Raw genomic sequence first — 24,604 nt, 5'->3', positions numbered from 1 at the left:
TCACTGCGCAATGCCCGTGCGTTCCAGTACGTCGCCGACCAGCTCCAGCCGCACCAGCGGGTTGTCCAGCTCCATCAGGCGCTGCTTGAGCTCCATGGGCACGGGCAGCAGCTCGCACCAGCGGTTGGCCACCCAGCCGCAGTCGTCCAGCTGCTGCGGGGTGGGCAATATGGCGGTGGGGTTGAGGGCATCGCGCGCGTGCAGGGTGTGCAGCACCTGCATCAGGGCCGTGGCGGTTTTCTTCAGGTCGTCGGGGATGGGGATGCTCAGGTCCCGGTCCAGCTGGCCCACGTTGGCAATCCACAGGCCGTGCACCAGGTGGTTGCGCTGGGTGATGCGAAACCGCTCCGTGCCCCGGCACAGCAGGGTGATCAGCCCGGGCTGGGGCATGTCCAGCTGGTCAATGATGGCGAGGGTGCCCACGTCGTGAAACTGCTCATCGGGGGCGCCGGCCTGGCGCACCTCGTTGCCTTGGGTGAGTGACACCACACCGAAGGGGGCGCCGGTCTGGTGGCATTTGCGCACCATGTCGAGGTAGCGCACTTCAAACACGCGCAAGGCCAGCAGGCCGTCGGGGAACAGCACCGAAGCCAGCGGGAAAAGGGGCAGGGAAGAGAGGGTCAGCGTTTGGGTCATGGGCAGGGCCTTGGAAGCTGCTCAAAGTGGTCTGCGTTGGGTGGCGGCATCGGGCGCGCACACCAGGCGGGCAGGGGTTGCATCCTGGCCAGCGGGTGCGCCCCTCAGGCCGGGGCTGGGCGTGCATCGCACCCCCTGTGGAGTGGCGTGATGCCCGGGCGGCTGCCGCAATCCCCCAGACGGCGAGGAACAGTTTCTCAGGTCGCTATCATCCCACGGCGCTGCCCACTTTCGCTGGGTGCGCCTTTTCATTCCCTCACGCCCATGCTCTACCAGATCGCTACGTTGTTGCTTGATGTCATTGGAGGCCTGCTGACCGGGGCCTGCCTGCTGCGTCTTTACATGCAGTGGCAGCGTGTGCCGTTCTCCAACCCCGTGGGAGCCCTGGTGTTTGCGTTGACGGACTGGTTCATCCTGCCGCTGCGGCGGCTGATTCCGCCCACTGGGCGCTGGGATGTGTCGAGCTTGGTGGGGGCGCTGCTGGTGCAGCAAGTGCAATACGGTCTGCTGTGGCTGATTGCGGGTGGTGCGATCTCCGGCACGGTGGTGCCACTCATGGCGGCATTTGGCCTGATGCGTGTGGCCATTTCTGGCCTGATTGGCCTGTTGATCGTGCATGCCATCTTGTCGTGGGTGCAGACCCGTTCGCCCATGGCCGATGTGATTGGCCGCCTGTGCGCCCCCTTGCTGCGGCCCGTGCAGCGGGTGATTCCGCTGATCGGCGGGCTCGATCTGTCACCCCTGGTGCTGCTGGTGCTGCTGCAGATCGCGATGATCGTGCTGGGGCATTTGCAGGCGGCGGCGTTGACAGGGGTCTTGCGGTTTTGAGGACGCAGCGCGGCTTCGGCCGGCGTAACCAACCTCTGCAAACCTGGGGGTTTAAATAAAAATAGCTGCCAGCGCTTATGGATTAAGTGCTGGCAGCTATTGAGTTAATAGCAATTTTATCGCATGCCCCTTTGGCAAGGGGCAGCAGATTCACATCACCGCGTCGGCTGGCAGGCGCTGCAGCATGGCCAGGCTGCTGGCCACGGTGTTGCGCAGTTCGCGGCGGTCGCAGATGAAGTCCACGGCGCCCTTGGTCTGCAGGAATTCGGCCCGCTGGAAGCCTTCGGGCAACGTCACGCGCACGGTGGATTCGATCACGCGAGGGCCGGCAAAACCGATCAGGGCCTTGGGTTCGGCAATCACGATGTCGCCCACAAAGGCAAAGCCAGCGCTCACGCCGCCCATGGTGGGGTCGGTCAGCACGCTGATGTAGGGCAGACCCTTCTTGGCCAGGCGGGTCAGCGCCGCATTGGTCTTGGCCATTTGCATGAGCGACAGCAGGCCTTCTTGCATGCGGGCGCCGCCTGTGGCGGTGAAGCAGATGAAGGGCACCTTCTGTTCAATGGCGGTTTCCACGCCACGCACAAAGCGCTCGCCCACCACGGAGCCCATGGAACCACCCATAAAGTCGAACTCGAAGCACGCGGCGACCACATTGATGCTCTTGACCGCGCCGCCCATGACGATGAGCGCATCGGTCTCGCCTGTGTTCTCCAGGGCTTCCTTCAGGCGCTCAGGGTACTTGCGGCTGTCCTTGAACTTGAGGGCGTCCACGGGCAGCACTTCCTGGCCGATTTCATAGCGGCCTTCGGCGTCCAAAAACGCATCCAGCCGCGCGCGGGCGCCGATGCGGTGGTGGTGGCTGCAATGGGGGCAGACGTTCTGGTTCTGTTCCAGATCGGCCTTGTAGAGCACCGTTTCGCAGCTCGGGCACTTGATCCACAGCCCTTCGGGCACCTGGCGGCGCTCGGTGGGGTCGGTTTGCTGGATCTTGGAAGGCAGAAGTTTTTCGAGCCAGGACATGGTGTTTTCCTCTGTAAGAATGGGGCAGCGGCACGGCCTTGACGCTAGCACGGGTCCAAAGATCAGTGCTCCCGCGCAAGGGCCGCCCCGCCGCGCTGGGAGCGTCCCCCTTAATGTGCGCAGCACAAGAGAAGGGGGAAGCGGCAAAGCCGCTCAGGGGGATGCCCTCTATTTTATGCGTCGAGTGCCTTACGCACCCCGCGAAGGAAGTCCACCGTGATGGGGACCACCTTGGCGTGCTCCTGGTCTTCAATGAGCTGGATGATGCGGCTGCCGATGACCACGGCGTCGGCCACCTTGCCAATCGCCTGGGCCGTGGCCGCATCGCGGATGCCAAAACCCACGCCGACGGGAATCTGCACGTGCTGGCGGATGCGGGGCAGCATTTGCTCCACTGCTGCCGTGTCCAGCGCGCCCGAGCCCGTCACGCCCTTGAGCGACACGTAGTACACGTAACCACTGGCCACGCGGGCCACCTGGGCCATGCGCTCATCGGTGCTGGTGGGGGCCAGCAGGAAGATCAGGTCCATGCCGTGGGCACGCAGATCGGCCGCAAAGGCCTCGCACTCTTCGGGCGGATAGTCCACGATGAGCACGCCGTCCACCCCGGCCTCGGCGGCATCGCGCACGAACGCACTACCTGTGGCACTACCAGTGCCTGCCTTGCCGTGCTTTTGGTCGTAGCGCTCCACCGGGTTGGCGTAGCCCATCAACACGACGGGGGTGGTGGTGTTGCGCTTGCGGAATTCGCGCACGTGATCGAGCACCTGCACCATGCCGATGCCCATGCTCAGGGCCTTTTCGCCTGCTTTCTGGATGACCGGGCCATCGGCCATGGGATCTGAAAAGGGCACGCCCAGTTCGATCACGTCGGCACCGGCCTCGACCATGCCGTGCATGAGCGAGGGGGTGATGTCCGCAAACGGGAACCCGGCCGTGACGTAGGGGATCAGCGCCTTGCGGCCCTGGGCTTGCAGTTGGTTGAAAGTGGTCTGGATGCGGCTCATGGCTTGGCTTCTCCCACAGCGCCCTTGACGGACAGGCCGCGCATGGAGGGGCGGTCGTAAAAATCTTCGCCGGACAAGTCGGCCACCGTGCCGATGTCTTTGTCCCCCGGCCCGACAGGTTCACGAGGATGGACTGGTCAGGGCGCATGGTTTTGGCCAGCTTCAGGGCATAGGCCACTGCGTGGCTGGATTCGAGTGCAGGGATGATGCCCTCGGTGCGGCACAGGTAGTGAAACGCTTCCAGTGCTTCCTTGTCGGTGATGCCGACATATTCGGCCCGGCCGATTTCCTGCAACCAGGCGTGTTCTGGCCCCACGCCTGGGTAGTCCAGCCCTGCGCTGATGCTGTGGGTTTCGGTGATCTGGCCGTTGTCATCCTGCAGGATGAAGGTGCGGTTGCCATGCAGCACCCCGGCGCTGCCTTTTTGCAGCGAGGCCGAGTGCTTGCCTGACTCCAGCCCTTCGCCAGCCGCCTCCACGCCAATCAGGCGGGTTTTCTCAAACGGAATGTAGGGGTGGAAGATACCCATGGCGTTGCTGCCGCCGCCCACGCAGGCAATCACCGCGTCGGGTTGCTGGGCGGGCAGCTTTTGCTCGGCCAGCATGGGGGGCATCTGCTCGATGGATTCCTTGCCGATCACGCTCTGGAAGTCGCGCACCATCATCGGGTAGGGGTGGGGGCCTGCCACCGTGCCGATGATGTAGAAGGTGTTGTCCACGTTGGCGACCCAGTCGCGCATGGCCTCGTTGAGCGCATCTTTCAGCGTCTTGCTGCCCGATTCGACCGGCACCACGGTGGCGCCCAGCAGCTTCATGCGGAACACATTGGGGCTTTGGCGCTTGACGTCTTCGCTGCCCATGTAGACCACGCATTCGAGCCCATAGCGCGCGCAGATGGTGGCGGTGGCCACGCCGTGCTGGCCGGCGCCTGTCTCGGCAATCACGCGGGGTTTGCCCATGCGCTTGGCCAGCATGGCCTGGCCGATCACGTTGTTGATTTTGTGCGCGCCCGTGTGGTTGAGGTCTTCGCGCTTGAGGTAAATCTGCGCGCCGCCCATTTCGCGGCTGGTGCGTGCTGCGTGGTAGACCGGCGAGGGGCGGCCCACGAAGTGCTTGAGTTCGTATTCGAACTCGGCCAGAAACTCAGGGTCGTGCTGGTAGCGGGCGTAGGCGCCGCGCAGTTCCTGGATGGCGTGGGTCAGGGTTTCACTGACAAAACTGCCGCCGTAGGGGCCAAAGTGGCCGGAAGCATCAGGTTGCTGATAGGAGCTCATGGGGGTTCTTTGCAAGTTGGGCATCGGCCGCACGCACGGCGGCAACGAAGCGGTGGATTTTTTCGGCGTCCTTGAGGCCTTTGATGGGCTTGCCATCGGGGCCATCGGCTTCGACGCCGGAGCTGACATCAACCGCCAGCGAGAGGCCTCGCGGGCGGACTTGCAAAATGCCATCGGTCACGTTTGCAGGCGTGAGTCCACCAGACAAAACGAGGTGAGAGCTGACGCTTGGTGGAAGGAGTGACCAATTGAATGCCTTGCCGCCGCCGCCATAGCCGTCGACATGGGCGTCGAGCAGGATGGCTTGGGCGTGTGAAAAATCCTGGGCGTATTTTACGAGGTCAAAGCGTTCAGCCTCATCGCCTAGGGGTATGCGCGCGGCGCGCAAAAACGGACGCAGGCCGTGGCCGGTGGCCTGCAGACAATCGGCCGGGGTCTCATCACCATGAAACTGCACGATAGCGCCCGTCACCATTGTGCTGGCAGCTTCTATTTTTGTAGCGGTCTCGTTGACGAAAAGCAGCACGGGTGTCACGAACGGGGGCAAACGCCGGGCCAGTTGTGCCGCCCGCTCGGCCGACACCGCCCGTGGGCTGGGGGCGTACAGCACAAAACCCACCGCGTCGGCACCGGCCGCCACGGCGGCATCCACGTCTTGCTCTCGAGTCAGACCACAGATCTTGATGCGCGTGCGGGCTGCGGGCTGCGAAGGAGGGGGGGCGTGTCTTGCACCAGGGCGTGGTTCGTCATGGCAACCAATCAAAAGGAGGGGTGCGGTCGGGCAGATTCCAGCTGGCATCGTAGACGGGCCCGAGAAAGTACAGCCCGTCTGGCGAAAAGGTGGGGGCCGCTGCATTGCGCGAGCGGGCCTGCAGCACCTGCTGCATCCAGTCTGCAGGCTGCTTGCCCATGCCAATGGCCACCAGGCATCCCATGATGTTGCGGATCATGTGGTGCAGGAACGCATTGGCTTCGAATTCAAACCGCCAGTAGCAACTGCCCCAGCCCAGCTCCGGGTGCGGTGCAGATGGCCGGTTGCAGGAGATGTCGATGCGCTGCAGCGTTTTGACCGGTGACTTGGCCTGGCAGGCCGATGCCCTGAACGATGTGAAATCGTGCTCGCCCAGCAGCGCACTGGCGGCTTGGCGCATGGCATCGCCATCGAGTGGGTGGTACACCCAGCCCACGCGGCCCGCATCCACGCTGGGGCGCACTGGCGATTGAAGCAGCACGTAAGCATAGCGCCGCGCCGTAGCGCTGCCGCGCGCATGAAAGCCCGGCGGCACATGCCGGGCCCACTGCACCGCGATGTCTGGTGGCAAAAAAGTGTTGGTGCCGCGCACCCACGAGGCATCGGGGCGGCGCAGAGGGGTGTCAAAGTGCACCACCTGCATCAGCCCGTGCACGCCGCTGTCTGTGCGGCCAGCACACAAAGTGCCTACCGCATGCGTAGCAAAGCGGCCCAGGGCCGCTTCTAGCTTGTCTTGAATGGTGTTGCCAGACAACTGGCTTTGCCAGCCGTTGTAGGCATGGCCGTTGTAACTGACCCCCAACGCCACCCTCACAGTGGGGTTGGGGGGCTGTGCTGGGTGGCTCAGGTGCTCGGGCGGGGCGTCTGCCTGCATCAGCCCAATTCAGCGAGCAAACGCTGGGCACGGGTTTTGAGCGCGCCCGTGGCTTCCGCCACGACTTCCTCAATCAATGTGCGGGCACCGTCGGTGTCGCCGATGGCGTTGAACTCTTCTGCCAAGGCCAGTTTGGTGGCCAGCGGATCGTCGTGGGCAGCGGCTTCGCCATCATCGTCGTCGTCCATAGGGGCCGACGCAGTGATGATTTCTTCGCTGACCACAGGAGCGGCGGGCCGTGCTGGGGCCGTGAGGTCCAGAGACAGATCACCCAGATCGAACTCCAGAGCGTTGGCATCAGGTGCACTGGCGGACAGCGGGGTCAGCGCCGACGGCAGCATGGTCAAGTCGTCCACCGAGTTCAACGTGTGGGCCGCTTCGGCCATGGGGGCACGGGCGGTCTCGGGTTCGTCGTCCAAGTTGGGCAGGGCCAAATCAGGCGCCAGGCCCGAGGCTGCCGCGGCAGCCGCAAAGCCTCCGGCTGCAGGCGCATCGGTCAGCGCGTCATCGGGCAGGTCCAGGTCCAGGTCCAAGTCCAGGTCAGAAGGCAAGGCAGCACCCGCTGCGCCCACGGCACCAGGCATGGTCGAGGCAAAGACGCCCGCAGGAGCCTGGTCTGCGCTACCGCCTGGGCGGCCGCCGGGTTGGTACAACGGGTTTTCAGGGTCCAGCGTGCGGCCCAGGTCGGCAATGCGTGCCCAGTCAGGGCCTTCGCCTTGGGTGAGTTTGAACACATCACCCGCCACAGCTTCCAGGGCCTTGCGGTCTTGGCGCTTGGCGTAGATTTCGCCCAGCTTCACGTGCACCGAGACGCGGGCGGGGTTGTGGCGAACGGCTTCTTTCAGGATTTCTTCGGCCTGCAGGTCGCGGCCATAAGCCAGGTAGACGTCGGCTTCGGCCACGGGGTCGACATCGCCACCCGCATCCAGCTGGCTGGGCGAGTAGGCCATGGACGAGCCACCCGTGGTCATCTCGCTGTTGGCCGTGTCAATGCGCTGGCCACCGCTGGCACCGAAGAACGAATCGGGCTGGATGCGGCTTTCGAGGAAGGAGCTGTCCACCCCGTCGGCATTGCGGCGGCGCTGCACGACCCGGTATACCCCAAAGCCAGCCAGCAAGGCCAGCAGGCCGCCACCGGCCAATGGGATCATGGGGTCGTCGAACAGGCCCGAGAAGAAGCTGGGTGCTTCAACGGGTGGTGGTGGAACCGGTGCGGGCTTGGGGGCCACGGGGGCCGACGCTTCCGCAACTGGTGCCGATGCGGCATCCGACGCTGCAGAAGCTGCTTCAGCAGGCACGCTGGCGGCTTCTGCAGGCACTGCGGGCGCCGATGCAGGGGCTTCGGGTGCGGTGGGCGTGGCTGGAACGCTGGGCGCCTCGACCTTGATGGCGGCGGGGGCACTGGCGGGCGCAGCCGCTGCGGGGGCTGCTCCGGCCGCCGACGCTGCACTGACCTTGTTCAGGTCGCTGATGTTCTTCGACAGCTCGGCCATGCGGGCGTTAGCCTCGCTGGCTTGCTTGTCCTTGGCCAATTGGTCTTCTGCGGCCTTCTGGCCTTTGAGCGAGCCCTTGGAGATGGTCAGCTTGTCTGGGGCGGCGGTGGCGGGCTTGCGGTCTTCGACCTGTGCCTGCACCTTGCCGCTGGCAGAGCGTTCTGCCGAGGCCACGGTGGTGCTCGGTGCGGAGTCTGCCAGCTTGCGGCGGAAGGTGTTGAAGTCGCGGCTTTGGGCCGACAGAATTTGGCGTGCTTCGCTGGTGGGCACCGACTTGACGGTGGCTTCATCAGGCATTTGCAGCACGGCACCGGCGCGCACGCGGTTCACGTTGCCTTGGATGAATGCATCGGGGTTGGTGCGCATCATGGCCACCAGCATCTGGTCGAGCGACACATCTGCGGGGCGGTGGGCGTTGGCGATGCGGCCAGCGGTGTCGCCGGCCTTGACGGTGACGCCATCGCCAGAGGCGGGCGCCGCTGCAGGGCGGGGTGCCGGTGCCGCACGGGGTGTGGCAGGCGCAGCCGCAGCAGAAGATGTAGCGCGAGAGGCTGGTGCAGTGCTTGCGGCCTGTGCAGCCACTTGGGGCGATGCCGTCACGGTGGGCGCAGCGCGGCGCAGTGCTGGCGGGTCAAACAGCATGGTGTAGCTGCGAACGATCTTGCCTGTGCCCCAGGTGGTGTCCAGCACCAAATCGACAAAGGGCTCGTTGACGGGGCGATCGCTGGTGACGCGCAGCACGGCGCTGCCATCGGCGCGGCGTTGCAGCTGCACCTGCAAGGCGTTCATCAGGGGGGTGAACTCCATGCCCTGTGAGCGAAACACTTCAGGCGATGCCGTGGAAGTGCGCAGGGTTTCGGCTTCGGCTGGGGTGATTTGCGGCACGTCAATTTCTGCACGCAGTGGCTCGCCCAGCGCAGATTGGACTGTGATGCGGCCCAAAGCCAGAGCAGATGCTTCGCTGGTGTAAAAACCGGCAGAGACCACGGCCGCGGCCGCTAAAGCTGAAAATTTCCAACGATGCATGTTTGCCATCAACTGATTAGGTTTTGCGGCTCGGTCGAGCGGTGCTGTTTTTCTCATGATCTGGTTCCCGCCCCGGCGCGTGAAAATATGTAAAAAGCACCATAGCAGCAATGTTTTGCACTGACAAGCTGAGGTGGTGCCGAAGCTTTGGTCCGCCGCATTGCGCCCCAAATTGGTGCAAAAACATGTTGCCAAACGGCAACGTGGCGTAACTGGTTGTTTCCCGCCTGTTTATGAAAAAAGCGCGCAAAACCGAAGTTTTGCGCGCCTGCGGTGCGGCAGCCGGATCAGGCGGCCAGCAAAATGCGCAGCATGCGGCGCAGTGGCTCGGCAGCGCCCCACAGCAATTGGTCGCCAATGGTGAAGGCGCCCACATATTCAGGGCCCATCGCCAGCTTGCGGATGCGGCCTACCGGGATGGTCATGGTGCCCGTCACGGCCACGGGGGTCAGGTCCTTGATAGTGGCTTCGCGGGTGTTAGGCACCACCTTCACCCACTCGTTGTCGGCGGCGATCATGGCTTCGAGGTCGGCCACGGGCACGTCCTTCTTGAGCTTGAAGGTCAGGGCCTGGCTGTGGCAGCGCATGGCGCCCACGCGCACGCAGAAGCCGTCCACGGGAATGGCTGCAGAGCTGAAGCCCTCGCCCAGTCCAAGGATCTTGTTGGTTTCGGCCATGCCCTTCCACTCTTCCTTGGATTGGCCATTGCCCAGGTCCTTGTCGATCCAGGGGATCAGCGAGCCGCCCAGAGGCACGCCAAAGTTGGCGGTTTCGGCGCCGGTCAGTGCGCGCTGCTTGGCGATGACCTTGCGGTCGATTTCCAGGATGGCGCTCTTGGGGTCGTCGAGCAGGGATTTCACTTCGGCATTCAGCGTGCCGTATTGGGTGAGCAATTCGCGCATGTGCTGCGCGCCGCCGCCCGATGCCGCCTGGTAGGTCTGGGTGCTCATCCACTCGACCAGCCCGGCCTTGTACAGCGCGCCCACGCCCATCAGCATGCAGCTCACGGTGCAGTTGCCGCCCACCCAGTTCTTGCCGCCGTTGGCCAGCGCATCTTTGATGACGGGCATGTTGACGGGGTCCAGGATGATGACCGCGTCTTTTTCCATGCGCAGGGTCGAAGCAGCATCGATCCAATGGCCGTTCCAGCCCGCAGCGCGCAGCTTGGGGAAGACTTCCGTGGTGTAGTCGCCACCTTGCGCGGTGATGATGATGTCGCAGCGCTTCAAGGCGTCGATGTTGAACGCGTCTTGCAGGGTGGTCTCGTTCTTGGCCTGCGCGGGGGCTTTGCCGCCTGCGTTGGACGTGGAGAAGAACAATGGCTCGATCAGATCGAAGTCTTTTTCTTCGATCATGCGGTCCATCAACACCGAGCCGACCATGCCGCGCCAGCCGACCAAACCTACCAACTTGCTCATTTCAACGCCCTTTCAGATTAAGAAACAGTGCCAGACCAGACTGTTTGCCCCGGCTCGTCTGGCCAGGGAGGGCGCACGACGGTACCGGAGCTAGATCAGCCCTTAATAATGGTCGTGGTTTTGGTGGTGATTGCGCGCACAGCCACGCCTGCCAGGGCGGCAGTAGCGGTGTTCAGGACGAACGGGCGGGCGGCAAACATGGGTGTGGATTCTAGCTGAATGTGCCAGCTGGCCAATGGGGAGATTGCGTACAGAGGTGCCTGGCAGAAAAAAGGGCGGCCATGGCCGCCCTTGAAGTGGGTCGTGCTGGCGTCGTTCAGCCCAGCGCCTTCACTACCGCATCCCCCATTTGCGCCGTGCCCACCTTGGTGGTGCCTTCGCTGTAGATGTCGGGCGTGCGCAGGCCCTGGGCCAGCACCTTTTGCACGGCGGCTTCGATGCGCTGGGCGGCGGCTTCCTGGTTCAGGCTGAAGCGCAGCATCATCGCGGCCGAGAGGATAGTGGCCAGCGGGTTGGCCACGCCCTTGCCAGCGATGTCGGGGGCGCTGCCGTGGCTGGGCTCGTACAGGCCCTGGTTGCTGCTGTTCAGGCTGGCCGAGGGCAGCATGCCGATGGAGCCCGTCAGCATGGATGCTTCGTCGCTCAAGATGTCGCCGAACATGTTGCCGGTCACCACCACGTCAAACGCCTTGGGCGCCTTGACCAGTTGCATGGCTGCGTTGTCCACGTACATGTGCTGCAGCTCGACGTCGGGGTATTCCTTGTGCACGTCGGTGACCACGTCCTTCCAGAACTGGAAGGTTTCCAGCACGTTGGCCTTGTCCACGCTGGTGACCTTCTTGTTGCGCTTGCGCGCGGCCTGGAAGGCGACGTGGGCGATGCGCTCGATCTCGGGGCGGCTGTAGCGCATGGTGTCGAAGGCTTCTTCGGCACCGGGGAAGTGGCCGTCGGTGGCCACGCGGCGGCCGCGTGGCTGGCCGAAGTAGATGTCGCCGGTCAGCTCGCGGATGATGAGGATGTCCAGGCCCGCGATCAGTTCAGGCTTGAGGCTCGATGCGCCCACCAGTTGCTCGTAGCAGATGGCCGGGCGGAAGTTGGCAAACAGGCCCAGGTTTTTGCGCAAGCCCAGGATGGCTTGTTCGGGGCGCAGGGGGCGGTCTAGCTTGTCGTACTTCCAGTCGCCCACGGCGCCGAACAGGATGGCGTTGGCTTCCTTGGCGAGCTTGAGGGTGGACTCGGGCAGCGGGTGGCCATGGGCCTCGAAGGCGGCGCCGCCGACCAGGGCGGATTCCATTTCGAACTTCAGGTCGAGTGCCTTGAGAACCTTGACGGCCTCGGCCACGATTTCGGTACCGATGCCGTCACCCGGCAGAACTGCGATTTTCATTGTCTGGTGCTTTACTTTTGATAGCTGCCAGCGCTTATGGGATAAGCGCTAGAGGCCATTTTTGCTTGATTGCTTGAAATCTGAATCAGGAGACCATCGAGTGCGCAAGCCAGGGCTTGGTGGCCAGGCGTTGGGCTTCAAAGGCTTTGATCTTGTCGGACTGGCGCAGGGTCAGGCCGATGTCGTCAAAACCGTTGAGCAGGCAGTACTTGCGGAAGGCCTGCACTTCGAACGGGATCTCTTCGCCCTGAGGGCGCACGATGACCTGGCGCTCCAGGTCGATGGTGAGCTGGTAGCCGGGGAATGCGTGCACTTCGTCAAACAACTGGGCCACCGTGGCCTCGGGCAGCACGATGGGCAGCAGGCCGTTCTTGAAGCAGTTGTTGAAGAAAATGTCGGCAAAGCTGGGCGCAATGACGGCACGAAAGCCGTACTGGTCCAGCGCCCACGGCGCGTGCTCGCGGCTGGAGCCGCAGCCAAAGTTCTTGCGTGCCAGCAGCACCGAAGCGCCTGCGTAGCGCGGCTGGTTCAGCACAAAGTCGGGGTTGGGCTTGCGGCTGGCGGGGTCTTGGCCGGGCTCGCCGTGGTCCAGGTAGCGCCACTCGTCAAACAGGTTCACGCCAAAGCCGGTCTTCTTGATCGACTTGAGGAACTGCTTGGGAATGATGGCGTCGGTATCGACGTTCTCGCGGTCCATGGGGGCCACAAGGCCCTTGAGCAAGGTGAATTTCTGCATGGGTGCCTTGTTTATTTGTTGGCGGCGCGTTCGAGTGCGCCCCCTGCCCGTTGAACGTCCTGGCCTACGCCCTTGACGGTGTTGCACCCGACCAGCAGCAAGGCGGCAGACAGTGCGATGAGGGTTGCGGCAATTTTCTTCATGGCGAGCTCCTTCAGGCGAATTGGCGAATGTCCACAAAATGACCGTGCACGGCGGCGGCTGCTGCCATGGCGGGGCTGACGAGATGGGTCCGGCCACCAGCGCCCTGGCGGCCTTCGAAGTTGCGGTTGGAGGTAGAGGCGCAGCGCTCGCCGGGCTCCAGGCGGTCGGCATTCATGGCCAGGCACATGCTGCAGCCGGGTTCGCGCCATTCAAAGCCTGCGGCCTTGAAGATCTGGTCCAGGCCTTCGCGCTCGGCCTGCTCTTTGACGAGGCCCGAGCCGGGTACCACCATGGCCAGCTTCACATTGCTGGCCACCTTGCGGCCCAGGCTTTTCACCACGGCGGCGGCTTCGCGCATGTCTTCGATGCGGCTGTTGGTGCAGCTGCCGATGAACACCTTGTCGATGGTGATGTCGTTGATCGCCTTGCCGGGCTGCAGGCCCATGTAGGTCAGGGCGCGCTCGATGGCGCCGCGCTTGTTGGCGTCCTTTTCCTTGTCCGGGTCGGGCACGCGGGCGTCAATGCCCAGCACCATTTCGGGCGAGGTGCCCCAGGTCACTTGCGGCTGGATGTCGGCCGCGTCGAGCTTGACCACGGTGTCGAACTTCGCGTCGGAGTCGGAGTGCAGCGTCTTCCAGTACGCCACGGCCTGGTCCCATTCCACGCCGGTGGGCGACAGGGGGCGGCCCTTGACGTATTCAATGGTCTTGTCGTCCACGGCCACCAGGCCTGCGCGTGCGCCGCCTTCGATGGCCATGTTGCACACGGTCATGCGGCCTTCCATGCTCATGGCGCGGAAGACGGAGCCTGCAAATTCAATGGTGTAGCCCGTGCCGCCCGCAGTGCCGATCTTGCCGATGATGGCCAGCACCACGTCCTTGGGCGTCACGCCTTTGGCCAGCGTGCCATCGACCTGCACCAGCATGTTCTTGGCCTTTTTGGCCAGCAGGGTTTGCGTGGCCATCACGTGCTCGACCTCGGAGGTGCCGATGCCGTGGGCCAATGCGCCAAATGCGCCGTGCGTGCTGGTGTGGCTGTCGCCGCACACCACGGTCATGCCGGGCAGGGTGGCGCCGTTTTCAGGGCCAATCACGTGCACGATGCCTTGGCGCTTGTGCATGAAGGGGAAGAACGCAGCGGGCGTGATCTGCGCCATGTTGTCGTTCAGCGTGGTGATCTGCTCTTTGCTGATCGGATCGGTGATGCCGTCGTAGCCTTGCTCCCAGCCGGTGGTGGGCGTGTTGTGGTCGGCCGTGGCCACGATGGAGCTGGTGCGCCACACCTTGCGGCCGGCTTCGCGCAGGCCTTCAAAGGCCTGGGGGCTGGTGACTTCGTGCACCAGATGGCGGTCGATGTAGAGGATGGACGTGCCGTCTTCCTCGGTGTGGACAACGTGTTCGTCCCAGATCTTGTCGTAGAGGGTGCGTCCCATGGCTTGGTCTTCTTTCAGGTGGGTCAATGATTTTAGTGAGGACTTGCGCAACTTGGGATGTGGCAACGGCCTTTGCTGTGGGCGCGCCTCCTGCCGGGGTCCTGTTTTGCGTCAGTCATGTCAGTGCTGCGGTGCCGATTCGGGCGAGGCCTCGGCGGGCTGCGCCGGGGCTGGTGTCGTGGTGTGTATCGGGGCTTGGTGTTGGGCTTGGTGCGGGGCCGTGAGGTGCTCGACCAGCAGGCGGGCCGTGACGGGCAGCGCGTCAAAGTCGCGGGCCACCACGCGCAGTTCGCGGTGGGCCCAGTCGTCGGTCAGCGGAATGGCTTGCAGGCGGCCCACGCCGCGCATCAGCGCAAAGGCTCGGTCGGGCAGCAGGCCCACGCCCAGGCCGTTGTCGATCATGCGGCACATGGCATCGAGCCCCGTGACCTGGATGCGCTGGCGCAGCGGGCGCGCGGCGGCAGCGGCGGCGGCGCGCATGGCCAGGCTGATGCTGCTGTTGGCGTGCAGGCCCACAATGTCCCAGTCCAGGACTGCTTCAAAATCAATAGCGCCTAGCGCAGCCAATTCATGCCCTGTGGGCACAACCAGCACCAAACGGTCGCAGCGGTAGGGGCGGCTGGGCAGCTCTTGCGCGCCACCGCTGCCCTGGCCCACGTTGCAGATGCCCAGGTCGGCGGCGCCTTCTTGCACCGCGTGCAGCACGTCGCTGCTCAGGTGCTCTTGCAGGTCGATCTTGATCTGGCTGTGCTCGCGGGCAAAGGCGCCCAGGTCTTCGGGCAGAAACTGGAAGATGGCCGAGATGTTGGCGTGCATGCGCACATGGCCGCGCACGCCTTCGGCGTATTCGCTCAGCTCGCCCTGCATGCGCTCCAGCCCAAACAGCACGGTGCGGGCGTGGTGCAGCAGGCTTTCGCCCGCGGGGGTCAGGGTCACGCCACGGCTGTGGCGGTAGAGCAGGGCGGTGTCCACGGCGGCCTCCAGGTCGGACAGGCGCTTGCTCACGGCCGATGCGGCGATGAATTCGCGCTCGGCCGCGCGGCCGATGCTGCCCAGCTCACACACCGCCACAAACAATTGCAGCGATGTGAGGTCAATGCGGCGCGCAAAGCTGCGCTCGGAGCTTTTCATCTTGTGGGGGCTTAGAAGGCTTTAAGTCTTCTTGTTTTGCGAAGACTCTGCATTTTCTACCCATTTTTCAAACCACGCCATCGTTGAATGCGATGAATCGCATCGCTTGAAGCGTCTCTCGGAGGCACGGCTTTCAAAAACAATAGCGGCTAGCGCTTGTATTCATTGGGTTTCAATATGAAATGCCTTCTAAACCATTATGGGTAAAGCGCTAGCCGCTCATCTTTTTGATGTGCCGCTGTGCGCAGCGTGCACCGCGTGTTCACAGGCTCACGCTGCTGCCATGTTCCGGCACCTGGGCGGACCAGCGCAGTTCGTGCGCAATGCGCTGGCGCAGGTGGTCGGCCGCGCCCATTTCGCCGTGCACCACAAACACCTGCTCGGGGGCGTGCTCCATGCTGCGCAGCCAGGCGATGAGCTGGTTGCCATCGGCGTGCGCCGATGCCGAGCTGAGCTTGACCACCTCGGCGCGCACCGCCACGTCCTGGCCGTGGATGCGGACGGACTTTTCTCCATCTGCCAGCCGTGCACCGCGCGTGCCGGGGGCCTGGTGCCCGGTCAGGATGACCATGTTGCGGTGGTCGCCCGCGTGCAGGGCCAGGTGGTGCAGCACGCGCCCGCCCGTGGCCATGCCGCTGGCCGCCAGGATGACCCTGGGGCCGTGCAGCCGCGCCAGGCCTTTGGATTGCTCGGGTGTTTGCACCATGGTCGCGCCATGCTCCAGCGCATTCACCTCGCGGGCATTGAGGCGGTGCTCGCCCAGGTGGTGTTGGTATAGGCCCGTGGTGCTCACGGCCATGGGGCTGTCCAAAAACACCTTGAGCGAGGGGGGGATGACGCCCTGTGCCTTGAGCAAGCCAATGGCATGCAGCACCACCTGCGCCCGGCCCACGGCAAACACCGGCACCACCGCCACGCCCCCGCGTGCGGCCAGGCGCGCCAACGCAGGGCCCAGCTCGCTGAGCAGGTCTTCGGCAGGGTGCTCGCGGTCGCCGTAGGTGGATTCGATCAGCACTGTATCGGCAGCGGGCGGGGCATCGGGCGGGTTCATCAGCATGTCGTCGGGCCGGCCCAGGTCGCCCGAGAACAGAATGCGCCGCCCGCCCACCTCCAGCAGCACACTGGCCGCGCCCAGGATGTGCCCGGCGTTGGAGAAGGTGGCGTGCCAGCCCGGCAGGGGCTCAAAGCGGTGGTGCAGCGGGTGCGGCTTGAACTGCTTGAGGCTGTGCAATGCATCGAGCCGCGTGTACAGCGGCAAGGCGGGCGCGTGGCTGCTGAGGTTGTGGCGGTTCAAAAAGGCGGCGTCTTCCTCCTGCAGGTGCCCGCTGTCGGGCAGCAGGATGGCGCACAGGTCGCGGGTGCCTGGGGTGGCGTGCACGTTGCCGCGAAAGCCATCGCGTGTGAGCAGCGGCAGGTAGCCGCTGTGGTCCAGGTGGGCGTGGGTGAGCACCACGGCGTCGATCTGCCCCGGCTCCAGCGGCAAGGGCTGCCAGTTGCGCAGCCGCAGCTGCTTGTAGCCCTGGAACAGCCCGCAATCGATCAGCAGGCTTTTGCCGTTGTGGCGCACCAGGTATTTGGAGCCGGTGACGGTGCCCGAGCCGCCCAGGAAGGTGATGTTCACGCCCATGTGTGTCCCCCATTGCTGCAGAGCCCCCATGGTAGGCCTGTCGTGGGCTGCCAGCCTGTCGTGCATGGGCTTGCTTGATGCGCATCAAGAAGACAGCGCCGTGCATGAAAAAAGCGACCGGGCACAGGGCGCGGTCGCTTCAGGGTGGGGCACGCCCAAGGGCATGCCGGTGCGGGGGTCAGCTGAAGAAATTCTTCAACCGGTCCGTCCAGCTCTCGCCGCTGGGGGAGTGGCGGCCACCGCCCTTTTTCAGCGAATCTTCCAGCTCGCGCAGCAGCTTGCGTTGGTGCTCGGTCAGCTTCACCGGTGTCTCGACGGCAATGTGGCAATACAGGTCGCCGGGGTAGCTAGAGCGCACGCCCTTGACGCCCTTGCCGCGCAGGCGGAACTGCTTGCCCGCTTGCGTGCCTTCGGGGATGTCGATGGCAGCCTTGCCTTGCAGGGTGGGCACTTCGATCTCGCCGCCCAGCGCAGCGGTGATGAAGCTCACCGGCACCTGGCAGTGCAGGTCGTCGCCGTCGCGCTCGAAGATGTCGTGCTTCTTGATGCGGATTTCGATGTACAGGTCGCCCGGTGGGCCGCCGTTGGTGCCTGGCTCGCCGTTGCCGGTGCTGCGGATGCGCATGCCGTCGTCGATGCCCGCAGGAATCTTCACTTCCAGCGTCTTTTGCTTCTTGATCTTGCCCTGGCCGTGGCAGGCCGTGCAAGGCTCAGGAATGATCTTGCCCGTGCCGCGGCAGTGCGGGCAGGTTTGCTGCACGCTGAAAAAGCCCTGGCGCATCTGCACGGTGCCGGAGCCCTGGCAGGTACCGCAGGTCTTGGCGCTGGTGCCGGGCTTGGCGCCACTGCCGTGGCAGGTGTCGCAAGAGTCCCAGGAGGGAATGCGGATCTGCGCATCCTTGCCGCGTGCGGCTTCTTCCAGCGTGATCTCCATGGCGTAGCTGAGGTCGCCGCCACGGTACACCTGGCGCCCACCGGCCCCGCGCCCACGTCCGCCTTGCTGGCCGAACATGTCGCCAAAGATGTCACCAAAGGCCTCGGCAAAGCCGCCAAATCCCTCAGCGCCCGCACCGCCGGGGCCGCGCATGTTGGGGTCCACCCCTGCGTGGCCGTACTGGTCGTAAGCGGCGCGCTTTTGCGGGTCAGAGAGCATCTCGTAGGCCTCTTTGGCCTCCTTGAATTTCTCTTCGGCAGGCTTGGCGGCATCACCCTGGTTGCGGTCGGGGTGGTGCTTCATCGCCAGCTTGCGATAAGCCTTCTTGATTTCTTCGTCCGAGGCGTTTTTGGCAACGCCCAGGATTTCGTAAAAGTCTCTTTTCGACATGGTGCTCTTGGCCCGGTTGGAACAGGAACGCCGCGCAAGCCTTAGAACCTGTTTGTCAGGCTCTTCGGGCCCCGCGCGGCGGCTGGGGTCAGCGGGGAGGCGTTCAGCCCTTCTTGACTTCCTTCACCTCGGCATCGACCACGTTGTCGTCGTCTGCAGGCTTGGCCGAAGACGCCGAGGCAGATGCACCTGCACCCTCAGCACCGCCTGCGGCCTGGGCTGCCTGCGCTGCCTGCGATTCGGCGTACATCTTCTCGCCCAGCTTCTGGCTGGCGGCCATCAGCGCCGTGGTCTTCTCGTCGATCGAGGCCTTGTCTTCGCCCTTCAAGACCTCTTCCAGCGCCTTCACGGCGGTGGTGATGGCCTCTTTTTCGGCGGCATCGAGCTTGTCGCCATGCTCGGCCAGGCTCTTGTTCACGCTGTGCACGGCGGCCTCGCCCTGGTTCTTGGCTTGCACCAGTTCCAGCTTCTTCTTGTCGTCGGCGGCGTTCAGCTCGGCATCTTTCACCATTTGCTGGATTTCTTCTTCCGACAGACCGGAGTTGGCCTTGATGGTGATCTTGTTTTCCTTGCCGGTGCCCTTGTCCTTGGCGCCCACGTGCAAGATGCCGTTGGCGTCGATGTCGAACGACACTTCGATCTGTGGCGTGCCACGGGCTGCAGGTGGGATGCCTTCGAGGTTGAACTCACCCAGCAGCTTGTTGCCCGAGGCCATTTCGCGCTCGCCCTGGAACACCTTGATGGTCACGGCAGGCTGGTTGTCATCGGCCGTCGAGAAGGTCTGTGCGAACTTCGTCGGAATGGTCGTGTTCTTGGTGATCATCTTGGTCATGACGCCGCCCAGGGTTTCGATGCCCAGGGACAGGGGGGTCACGTCCAGCAGCAGCACGTCCTTGCGGTCGCCCGACAGCACCTGGCCCTGGATCGCAGCGCCCACGGCCACGGCTTCGTCAGGGTTCACGTCCTTGCGGGGGTCCTTGCCGAAGAATTCCTTGACCTTCTCTTGCACCTTGGGCATGCGGGTCATGCCGCCGACCAGGATCACGTCGTGGATGTCGGACACCGACACGCCAGCGTCCTTGATGGCCACGCGGCAAGGGGCGATGGTGCGCTCGATCAGCTCTTCCACCAGCTGTTCCAGCTTGGCGCGGGTGAGCTTGATGTTCAAGTGCTTGGGACCCGATGCGTCTGCCGTGATGTAGGGCAGGTTGATGTCGGTGGAGGCCGAGTTCGACAGCTCGATCTTGGCCTTTTCAGCGGCTTCCTTCAGGCGTTGCAGGGCCAGGACGTCCTTGGACAGGTCCACGCCTTGCTCTTTCTTGAACTCGCTGATGATGAAGTCGATGATGCGCTGGTCGAAGTCTTCTCCGCCCAGGAAGGTGTCGCCGTTGGTCGACAGCACTTCGAACTGCTTTTCGCCGTCCACGTCCGCGATTTCGATGATGGACACGTCGAATGTGCCGCCGCCCAGGTCATACACGGCGATCTTGCGGTCACCCTTTTCGCTCTTGTCCAGGCCAAAGGCCAGGGCAGCGGCGGTGGGCTCGTTGATGATGCGCTTGACGTCCAGGCCTGCGATGCGGCCGGCGTCCTTGGTGGCTTGGCGCTGTGCGTCGTTGAAGTACGCGGGCACGGTGATGACGGCTTCCGTCACGGCTTCGCCCAGGTAGTCCTCGGCGGTCTTCTTCATCTTGCGCAGAATGTCGGCAGACACTTGTTGGGCCGACAGCTTGTTGCCGCGCACTTCGATCCAGGCGTCGCCGTTGTCGGCGGCCACGATCTTGTAGGGCATCAGGTCGATGTCCTTTTGCACTTCTTTTTCGGTGAACTTGCGGCCAATCAGGCGCTTGACGGCGTACAGCGTGTTGCGCGGGTTGGTCACGGCCTGGCGCTTGGCCGAGGCGCCGACGAGGATCTCGCCGTCTTCCTGGTATGCCACGATGGAAGGCGTGGTGCGTGCACCTTCGCTGTTCTCGATCACGCGCGTGGTGTTGCCTTCCATGATGGAAACGCAGCTGTTCGTCGTGCCCAGGTCAATACCGATGATTTTTCCCATGTTCTTCTCCGCAATGTTGGAATGATTTGGATGGCTAGTAACTTGTGGATAACTTGCGTTGCTTCAAGTCGTCCCTCTCGATTTATCTAGAAAAATTTACTTGGGCGCCGTGACCGTGACCAGGGCGGGGCGCAACACGCGCTCGGCAATCACATAGCCCTTTTGCAGCACAGCCACCACCGTGTTGGCTTCCTGGTCGGCAGGCACCACGCTGATGGCCTGGTGTTGATGGGGGTCGAACTTGGTGCCCGCAGCGGGGTTGATGGCCAGCACCTTGTTGCGCTCCAGGGCCGAGGTCAACTGGCGCAGGGTGGCGTCGGCGCCTTCGCGCAGCTGCTGAGGCGTGGCCTCCTTGATGGCCAGGGCGGCGTCCAGGCTGTCGGCTACCGGCAGCAGGCTTTCGGCAAAGCTTTCAATGCCGAACTTGCGGGCCTTGGCCACTTCGTCATCGGCACGGCGGCGGGCATTTTCTGCCTCGGCCTTGGCGCGCAGAAATTGGTCGGCCAGCTCGGCACTCTTGGCCTTGAGCTCGGCCAGCTCGCCTTGCAGGCGCGCCATTTCGTCAGAGGTGTTGGCCGCCATGGCTGCTTCCACTTCTTCGGGGGATGGGGCGGCTTGTGTGGTGTGGTGCTGGCTGTTGTCGGACATGTCGAAGTCTTTGTGAATAAAAGCAGTACGCGCGGAAGGTTGGGCGGCTTTCGCACATTTCAAGTCGGGTACATGGATGAAACCACGTTTTGGCTGCAAATGCGTGATTTTGGACGCGCAGTGCAGGGTGCCGAAGCCCTTGAAAACCCTGCCAAGTGTACAAGCGCCAAAGTGCGAGTTATAATTTACGGCTTTGCCTTGCCACACCGCTTCTAGACGCAGCGGGTGGTGTCATCCAAAAGGAGTCTGCATGCGTCATTACGAAATCATTTTGTTGATCCATCCGGATCAAAGCGAACAAGTTCCAGCCATGCTGGAGCGCTACAAGGGCATGATCACCGCTGGCGGTGGCAAGGTGCACCGCGTGGAAGACTGGGGCCGCCGTCAACTGGCGTACCTGATCAACAAGCTGGCCAAGGCCCACTACCTGTGCGTGAACATCGAAGCCGACCAGGCTGTGATGGCTGAACTGGAACACGCGTTCAAGTTCAACGACGCCGTGCTGCGCCACCTGACGGTTCAGAAGAAGAAGGCCGACACGGGTCCATCTTCCATGATGAAGACCGTTGAGCGCGAAGAAGCCCGCAAAGCCAGCCAAGCTGAATACGCAGCTGCTGGTGGCGAACGCGGCGAGCGCTGATCCATCCTCGTTGGAGTGGAGAACCGCGTTGTCTTGACCGCTTGTATCGCAGAGGCTGAGTCCCTGCGCTACACGCCCGCCGGATTGCCTGCCATCACCCTGCGGCTCGAACACGAGTCACAGCAAACCGAAGCAGGCCATCCACGCGAAGTCAAGGCGGCCATGAAAGCTGTTGCCTTTGGTGCAATGGCAGAGCGTCTGGCACGGCAGAACATCGGAAGTCTCTGGACTTTCTCTGGATTTCTCGCCACCCCACGCAATGGCAAAAACGCGGTGCTGCATATCCAGGATATTCAACAAAATTAATTTTCAAGGGGTCCGCAATGGCCACGTTCAAGAAGTTCAACAAAGACAAGCGCCCAAAGCGCAACACCCAGTCCCTGCTGTTCAAGCGCAAGCGCTTTTGCCGCTTCACGGTGACGGGCGTTGAAGAAATCGACTACAAGGATGTCGACACGCTGCGCGATTTCATCGCCGAAAACGGCAAGATCATCCCCGCACGCCTGACCGGCACGCGCGCCATTTTCCAGCGCCAGCTGAACACCGCCATCAAGCGCGCTCGCTTCCTGGCCCTGGTGCCTTACAGCGACCAGCACAAGATCTAAGGAGCACAACCCATGCAAATCATTCTGCTCGACAAGGTTGTGAACCTCGGCAACCTCGGCGAAATCGTCAAGGTGAAAGACGGCTACGCCCGTAACTTCCTGATCCCCGCTGGCCGCGCCCGCCGCGCCACGGAAGCCGCTAAGGCTGAGTTCGAAGCCAAGCGCGCTGAACTCGAAAAGGCCGCTGCTGCCAAGCTGGCAGAAGCCCAAGCCCAAGGCGAAAAGCTGGCTGGCACCACCGTCAAGCTGACACAAAAGGCTGGCGTGGACGGCCGTCTGTTTGGTTCCGTGACCAACCACGACATCGCTGAAGAGCTGAACAAGCAAGGCTACAAGGTCGCTAAGGCCCAGATCCGCCTGCCCAACGGCCCTATCAAGGTCGTGAGCGAAAGCACCGTGAACGTTGCTCTGCACACCGATGTGGTGGTGGAAGTGACTGTTTCGGTCTACGGCGAAACTGCCTGATTCACCTCAGGTGACCCGTCAAAAAGCCGCCCTCGGGCGGCTTTTGTCATTGGGTCTGCAATAGTTGTACAGGATGGCCCACAGGTCATCCACGGATTACCCACAGGCTTATCCCTGCTGGCCTGGTTCAAAGGCGCGGGGGGTAGCATTCAGGCCTCGTTCGGAGAACTTTCCCATGTCCGCTGTCTTTCCCCCGCTAGATGACCAAGGCTTTGCCGCCCCCAGTGCCCAGGACGGCGAGGTGGCACGCCTGCGCATTCCGCCGCATTCGGTGGAGGCTGAATCTAGTGTGCTGGGGGGCTTGCTGCTGGACAACAACGCGTGGGACCGTGTGGGGGACTTGCTGGCGGAGAGCAATTTTTACCGCCATGAGCACCAGTTGATTTTCACGGCCATCAGCAGTCTGATCAATGGCAGCAAGCCTGCTGATGTGATCACGGTGTTTGAGCACTTGCAAAGCTTGGGCAAGGCCGACGAGGTGGGTGGGCTGGCTTACCTGAACAACCTGGCGCAGTATGTGCCCAGTGCCAGCAATATCCGCCGCTATGCGGAGATCGTGCGCGAGCGTGCCATCTTGCGCAAGCTGGTCACGGCCAGCGACGAAATTTCGACCAATGCCTTCAATCCGCAGGGCAAAACGGTCGAGCGCATCCTGGACGAGGCGGAAGCCAAGATTTTCGCCATTGGCGAAGAAGGCTCGCGTACCAAACAGGGGTTCCAGTCGCTCGACACCCTGGTGATCGACCTGCTCGACCGAGTGCAGGAAATGGCAGATAACCCGGTGGACGTGACCGGTGTGCCTACGGGTTTTGCCGACCTGGACCGCATGACATCGGGCCTGCAGGCGGGTGACATGGTGGTGCTGGCAGCGCGCCCATCCATGGGCAAGACCTCGTTTGCGGTGAACATTGCCGAGCACGTGGCGCTCAACGAAGGCCTGCCTGTCGCTATCTTCTCGATGGAAATGGGTGCTGCCCAATTGGCGGTACGTATCGTGGGCTCGATTGGCCGGGTGAACCAGGGCAATTTGCGCACCGGCAAACTCACAGACGACGAATGGCCGCGCCTGACCGAGGCGATTGAAAAACTGCGCACGGTGTCACTGCACATTGATGAAACTCCCGGTCTCACGCCTGGCGAGCTGCGTGCCAACGCGCGCCGGCTGGCGCGCCAGTGCGGCAAGCTGGGCTTGATCGTGGTCGACTACCTGCAGCTCATGAGCGGCTCGGGTGCGGGCAGTGCCGACAACCGGGCCACGGAGCTGGGTGAAATCTCCCGGGGTCTGAAGATGCTGGCCAAGGAGTTGCAGTGTCCGGTGATTGCGCTGTCGCAGCTCAACCGTTCGGTGGAGCAGCGCACCGACAAGCGCCCCATGATGTCTGACTTGCGTGAATCGGGCGCTATTGAGCAGGATGCGGACATCATCATGTTCATCTACCGCGACGACTACTACAACAAGGACAGCAAGGAGCCGAACGTGGCCGAGGTCATCATTGGCAAGCAGCGTAACGGCCCCACGGGGACCGTGAAGCTGTTCTTCCAGAAGAACCAGACCCGCTTCGAAAATCTGGCCATGGGTTCGGGTGACGATTACTAATAAAAATAGCCCCTAGCGCTTATGCAATAAGCGCTAGGGGCTATTGAATCTATAGCAACTGGGCGGTGAGGCTCGCTGTGTGCTGCCCAGTGGTTGCTACTGCTTGAGCGCCCACACCAGCAGCCCGATGCAGGTGCATGCCAGCACGGTGACAACCAAGGTCAAGCGGCGGTTGCGTTGGCGCAAGTCCTCTACCGCCTGTATCACCTGGGCATTTTGCTGAGCGAGGGACTGGATCAGCGCGGCCCCGTCCAATTGCTCCTGCTCCAACTGGAGCACGCGTTCCCGCAAATGCCGCAATTGCACATCGGTGGGCAAGGTGGGCTCGGTGCCAGCGTCTGCAATGGAGCCTGTGGCCGTAGCATCCGCTTTGCCCTTGCGGGTGGCGCCCAGCAGCTTTTTGGCGGCTTGCAGGATCTGGGGCGTTGCCTCAATGACATCGCCCCAGGGCACCAGCTTGAGCGCGGTGACCCAGCCCACCAT

General features: G+C 63.2%; 23 protein-coding genes and 1 pseudogene. 6 read left to right on the top strand and 18 right to left on the bottom strand.

Annotation, left to right across the window (positions count from 1 at the left end; genetic code table 11):
• Positions 1 to 636 (bottom strand): LON peptidase substrate-binding domain-containing protein, encoded by a 636-nt coding sequence (locus EAG14_RS16520; protein ID WP_121729524.1) that lies wholly within the window; start codon positions 634 to 636, stop codon positions 1 to 3.
• Between the two features lie 264 nt (positions 637 to 900).
• On the opposite strand from EAG14_RS16520, the gene EAG14_RS16515 reads away from it, so the two are divergent.
• Positions 901 to 1,464, top strand: a complete 564-nt coding sequence (locus EAG14_RS16515) for a YggT family protein (RefSeq protein WP_099658176.1) — start codon at positions 901 to 903, stop codon at positions 1,462 to 1,464.
• A gap of 150 nt (positions 1,465 to 1,614) precedes the next feature.
• Here the strand turns inward: EAG14_RS16515 and accD are convergent, their stop codons facing one another.
• From accD to grpE, 16 genes and pseudogenes are all read right to left on the bottom strand, one after another.
• Positions 1,615 to 2,487: an acetyl-CoA carboxylase, carboxyltransferase subunit beta gene (gene accD / locus EAG14_RS16510; RefSeq protein ID WP_099659040.1), complete on the bottom strand. Its 873-nt coding sequence runs from the start codon at positions 2,485 to 2,487 to the stop codon at positions 1,615 to 1,617.
• Positions 2,488 to 2,660: 173 nt separating this feature from the next.
• On the bottom strand, positions 2,661 to 3,494 hold the full coding sequence (gene trpA / locus EAG14_RS16505) for a tryptophan synthase subunit alpha (protein ID WP_121729523.1): 834 nt from the start codon (positions 3,492 to 3,494) through the stop codon (positions 2,661 to 2,663).
• Positions 3,491 to 4,767, bottom strand: a pseudogene (gene trpB / locus EAG14_RS16500) (tryptophan synthase subunit beta). The gene trpA and the pseudogene trpB overlap by 4 nt, the downstream one beginning before the upstream one ends.
• The gene (locus tag EAG14_RS16495) at positions 4,745 to 5,452 is read right to left on the bottom strand and encodes a phosphoribosylanthranilate isomerase (RefSeq protein ID WP_240457067.1); all 708 of its coding nucleotides are present in this window, start codon (positions 5,450 to 5,452) and stop codon (positions 4,745 to 4,747) included. Before EAG14_RS16495 ends, trpB begins: the two are co-directional and overlap by 23 nt.
• Before the next feature lie 61 nt (positions 5,453 to 5,513).
• Positions 5,514 to 6,332: a tRNA pseudouridine(38-40) synthase TruA gene (truA, locus tag EAG14_RS16490; protein ID WP_162996094.1), complete on the bottom strand. Its 819-nt coding sequence runs from the start codon at positions 6,330 to 6,332 to the stop codon at positions 5,514 to 5,516.
• A gap of 59 nt (positions 6,333 to 6,391) precedes the next feature.
• A complete protein-coding gene (locus EAG14_RS16485; RefSeq protein ID WP_121730521.1) occupies positions 6,392 to 8,911 on the bottom strand; it encodes a FimV/HubP family polar landmark protein in 2,520 nt (839 codons plus the stop codon).
• Between the two features lie 287 nt (positions 8,912 to 9,198).
• Positions 9,199 to 10,329: an aspartate-semialdehyde dehydrogenase gene (gene asd, locus EAG14_RS16480; protein WP_121729521.1), complete on the bottom strand. Its 1,131-nt coding sequence runs from the start codon at positions 10,327 to 10,329 to the stop codon at positions 9,199 to 9,201.
• 316 nt (positions 10,330 to 10,645) lie between these two features.
• Positions 10,646 to 11,716 (bottom strand): 3-isopropylmalate dehydrogenase, encoded by a 1,071-nt coding sequence (leuB, locus tag EAG14_RS16475; protein WP_121729520.1) that lies wholly within the window; start codon positions 11,714 to 11,716, stop codon positions 10,646 to 10,648.
• A gap of 85 nt (positions 11,717 to 11,801) precedes the next feature.
• Entirely contained in the window at positions 11,802 to 12,452 is a 651-nt protein-coding gene (gene leuD / locus EAG14_RS16470) for a 3-isopropylmalate dehydratase small subunit (protein WP_121729519.1), read from the bottom strand.
• A gap of 11 nt (positions 12,453 to 12,463) precedes the next feature.
• Complete coding sequence (locus tag EAG14_RS16465) at positions 12,464 to 12,595, bottom strand: entericidin A/B family lipoprotein (protein WP_099658184.1); 132 nt, start codon at positions 12,593 to 12,595, stop codon at positions 12,464 to 12,466.
• 11 nt (positions 12,596 to 12,606) lie between these two features.
• On the bottom strand, positions 12,607 to 14,028 hold the full coding sequence (gene leuC / locus EAG14_RS16460; RefSeq protein ID WP_121730520.1) for a 3-isopropylmalate dehydratase large subunit: 1,422 nt from the start codon (positions 14,026 to 14,028) through the stop codon (positions 12,607 to 12,609).
• A 120-nt stretch (positions 14,029 to 14,148) separates the two neighbouring features.
• Positions 14,149 to 15,159: a LysR family transcriptional regulator gene (locus EAG14_RS16455; protein ID WP_240456810.1), complete on the bottom strand. Its 1,011-nt coding sequence runs from the start codon at positions 15,157 to 15,159 to the stop codon at positions 14,149 to 14,151.
• A 262-nt stretch (positions 15,160 to 15,421) separates the two neighbouring features.
• Positions 15,422 to 16,786, bottom strand: coding sequence for an MBL fold metallo-hydrolase (locus tag EAG14_RS16450; protein WP_099658185.1), 1,365 nt, complete (start codon positions 16,784 to 16,786; stop codon positions 15,422 to 15,424).
• A gap of 178 nt (positions 16,787 to 16,964) precedes the next feature.
• A complete protein-coding gene (dnaJ, locus tag EAG14_RS16445) occupies positions 16,965 to 18,110 on the bottom strand; it encodes a molecular chaperone DnaJ (RefSeq protein ID WP_099658186.1) in 1,146 nt (381 codons plus the stop codon).
• A gap of 103 nt (positions 18,111 to 18,213) precedes the next feature.
• Positions 18,214 to 20,166 carry a molecular chaperone DnaK gene (gene dnaK, locus EAG14_RS16440; RefSeq protein ID WP_121729518.1) on the bottom strand — a complete coding sequence of 651 codons (1,953 nt, stop codon included), beginning with the start codon at positions 20,164 to 20,166 and terminating at the stop codon, positions 18,214 to 18,216.
• Positions 20,167 to 20,262: 96 nt separating this feature from the next.
• The gene (gene grpE, locus EAG14_RS16435) at positions 20,263 to 20,814 is read right to left on the bottom strand and encodes a nucleotide exchange factor GrpE (protein ID WP_099658188.1); all 552 of its coding nucleotides are present in this window, start codon (positions 20,812 to 20,814) and stop codon (positions 20,263 to 20,265) included.
• Positions 20,815 to 21,064: 250 nt separating this feature from the next.
• On the opposite strand from grpE, the gene rpsF reads away from it, so the two are divergent.
• The 5 genes from rpsF to dnaB all read left to right on the top strand — a co-directional run bounded on the left by rpsF (position 21,065) and on the right by dnaB (position 24,121).
• On the top strand, positions 21,065 to 21,454 hold the full coding sequence (rpsF, locus tag EAG14_RS16430) for a 30S ribosomal protein S6 (RefSeq protein ID WP_094285575.1): 390 nt from the start codon (positions 21,065 to 21,067) through the stop codon (positions 21,452 to 21,454).
• Positions 21,455 to 21,469: 15 nt separating this feature from the next.
• Positions 21,470 to 21,760: a primosomal replication protein N gene (priB, locus tag EAG14_RS16425; RefSeq protein WP_099658189.1), complete on the top strand. Its 291-nt coding sequence runs from the start codon at positions 21,470 to 21,472 to the stop codon at positions 21,758 to 21,760.
• 17 nt (positions 21,761 to 21,777) lie between these two features.
• Positions 21,778 to 22,059, top strand: a complete 282-nt coding sequence (gene rpsR, locus EAG14_RS16420; RefSeq protein ID WP_005795932.1) for a 30S ribosomal protein S18 — start codon at positions 21,778 to 21,780, stop codon at positions 22,057 to 22,059.
• 12 nt (positions 22,060 to 22,071) lie between these two features.
• The gene (gene rplI / locus EAG14_RS16415) at positions 22,072 to 22,524 is read left to right on the top strand and encodes a 50S ribosomal protein L9 (RefSeq protein ID WP_010463838.1); all 453 of its coding nucleotides are present in this window, start codon (positions 22,072 to 22,074) and stop codon (positions 22,522 to 22,524) included.
• A 175-nt stretch (positions 22,525 to 22,699) separates the two neighbouring features.
• Complete coding sequence (gene dnaB, locus EAG14_RS16410) at positions 22,700 to 24,121, top strand: replicative DNA helicase (RefSeq protein ID WP_099658190.1); 1,422 nt, start codon at positions 22,700 to 22,702, stop codon at positions 24,119 to 24,121.
• 96 nt (positions 24,122 to 24,217) lie between these two features.
• Here dnaB and EAG14_RS16405 read toward each other — a convergent pair whose 3' ends face one another.
• Positions 24,218 to 24,604 carry a hypothetical protein gene (locus tag EAG14_RS16405; RefSeq protein WP_121729517.1) on the bottom strand — a complete coding sequence of 129 codons (387 nt, stop codon included), beginning with the start codon at positions 24,602 to 24,604 and terminating at the stop codon, positions 24,218 to 24,220.

Source organism: Acidovorax sp. 1608163, assembly GCF_003669015.1.
Classification (GTDB): Bacteria; Pseudomonadota; Gammaproteobacteria; order Burkholderiales; family Burkholderiaceae_C; genus Acidovorax.
This window is presented reverse-complemented; position numbering and strand designations above follow the sequence as displayed.

Coding starts and splice junctions, on each gene's coding strand:
- EAG14_RS16450 (WP_099658185.1), bottom strand. CDS start 16,786: ATGGGCGTGAACATCACCTTCCTGGGCGGCTCGGGCACCGTCACCGGC.
- EAG14_RS16405 (WP_121729517.1), bottom strand. CDS start 24,604: ATGGTGGGCTGGGTCACCGCGCTCAAGCTGGTGCCCTGGGGCGATGTC.
- dnaK (WP_121729518.1), bottom strand. CDS start 20,166: ATGGGAAAAATCATCGGTATTGACCTGGGCACGACGAACAGCTGCGTT.
- dnaB (WP_099658190.1), top strand. CDS start 22,700: ATGTCCGCTGTCTTTCCCCCGCTAGATGACCAAGGCTTTGCCGCCCCC.
- accD (WP_099659040.1), bottom strand. CDS start 2,487: ATGTCCTGGCTCGAAAAACTTCTGCCTTCCAAGATCCAGCAAACCGAC.
- EAG14_RS16455 (WP_240456810.1), bottom strand. CDS start 15,159: ATGAAAAGCTCCGAGCGCAGCTTTGCGCGCCGCATTGACCTCACATCG.
- EAG14_RS16520 (WP_121729524.1), bottom strand. CDS start 636: ATGACCCAAACGCTGACCCTCTCTTCCCTGCCCCTTTTCCCGCTGGCT.
- leuC (WP_121730520.1), bottom strand. CDS start 14,028: ATGGGACGCACCCTCTACGACAAGATCTGGGACGAACACGTTGTCCAC.
- leuB (WP_121729520.1), bottom strand. CDS start 11,716: ATGAAAATCGCAGTTCTGCCGGGTGACGGCATCGGTACCGAAATCGTG.
- EAG14_RS16465 (WP_099658184.1), bottom strand. CDS start 12,595: ATGAAGAAAATTGCCGCAACCCTCATCGCACTGTCTGCCGCCTTGCTG.
- EAG14_RS16485 (WP_121730521.1), bottom strand. CDS start 8,911: ATGCATCGTTGGAAATTTTCAGCTTTAGCGGCCGCGGCCGTGGTCTCT.
- trpA (WP_121729523.1), bottom strand. CDS start 3,494: ATGAGCCGCATCCAGACCACTTTCAACCAACTGCAAGCCCAGGGCCGC.
- grpE (WP_099658188.1), bottom strand. CDS start 20,814: ATGTCCGACAACAGCCAGCACCACACCACACAAGCCGCCCCATCCCCC.
- asd (WP_121729521.1), bottom strand. CDS start 10,329: ATGAGCAAGTTGGTAGGTTTGGTCGGCTGGCGCGGCATGGTCGGCTCG.
- rpsR (WP_005795932.1), top strand. CDS start 21,778: ATGGCCACGTTCAAGAAGTTCAACAAAGACAAGCGCCCAAAGCGCAAC.
- rplI (WP_010463838.1), top strand. CDS start 22,072: ATGCAAATCATTCTGCTCGACAAGGTTGTGAACCTCGGCAACCTCGGC.
- dnaJ (WP_099658186.1), bottom strand. CDS start 18,110: ATGTCGAAAAGAGACTTTTACGAAATCCTGGGCGTTGCCAAAAACGCC.
- leuD (WP_121729519.1), bottom strand. CDS start 12,452: ATGCAGAAATTCACCTTGCTCAAGGGCCTTGTGGCCCCCATGGACCGC.
- rpsF (WP_094285575.1), top strand. CDS start 21,065: ATGCGTCATTACGAAATCATTTTGTTGATCCATCCGGATCAAAGCGAA.
- EAG14_RS16515 (WP_099658176.1), top strand. CDS start 901: ATGCTCTACCAGATCGCTACGTTGTTGCTTGATGTCATTGGAGGCCTG.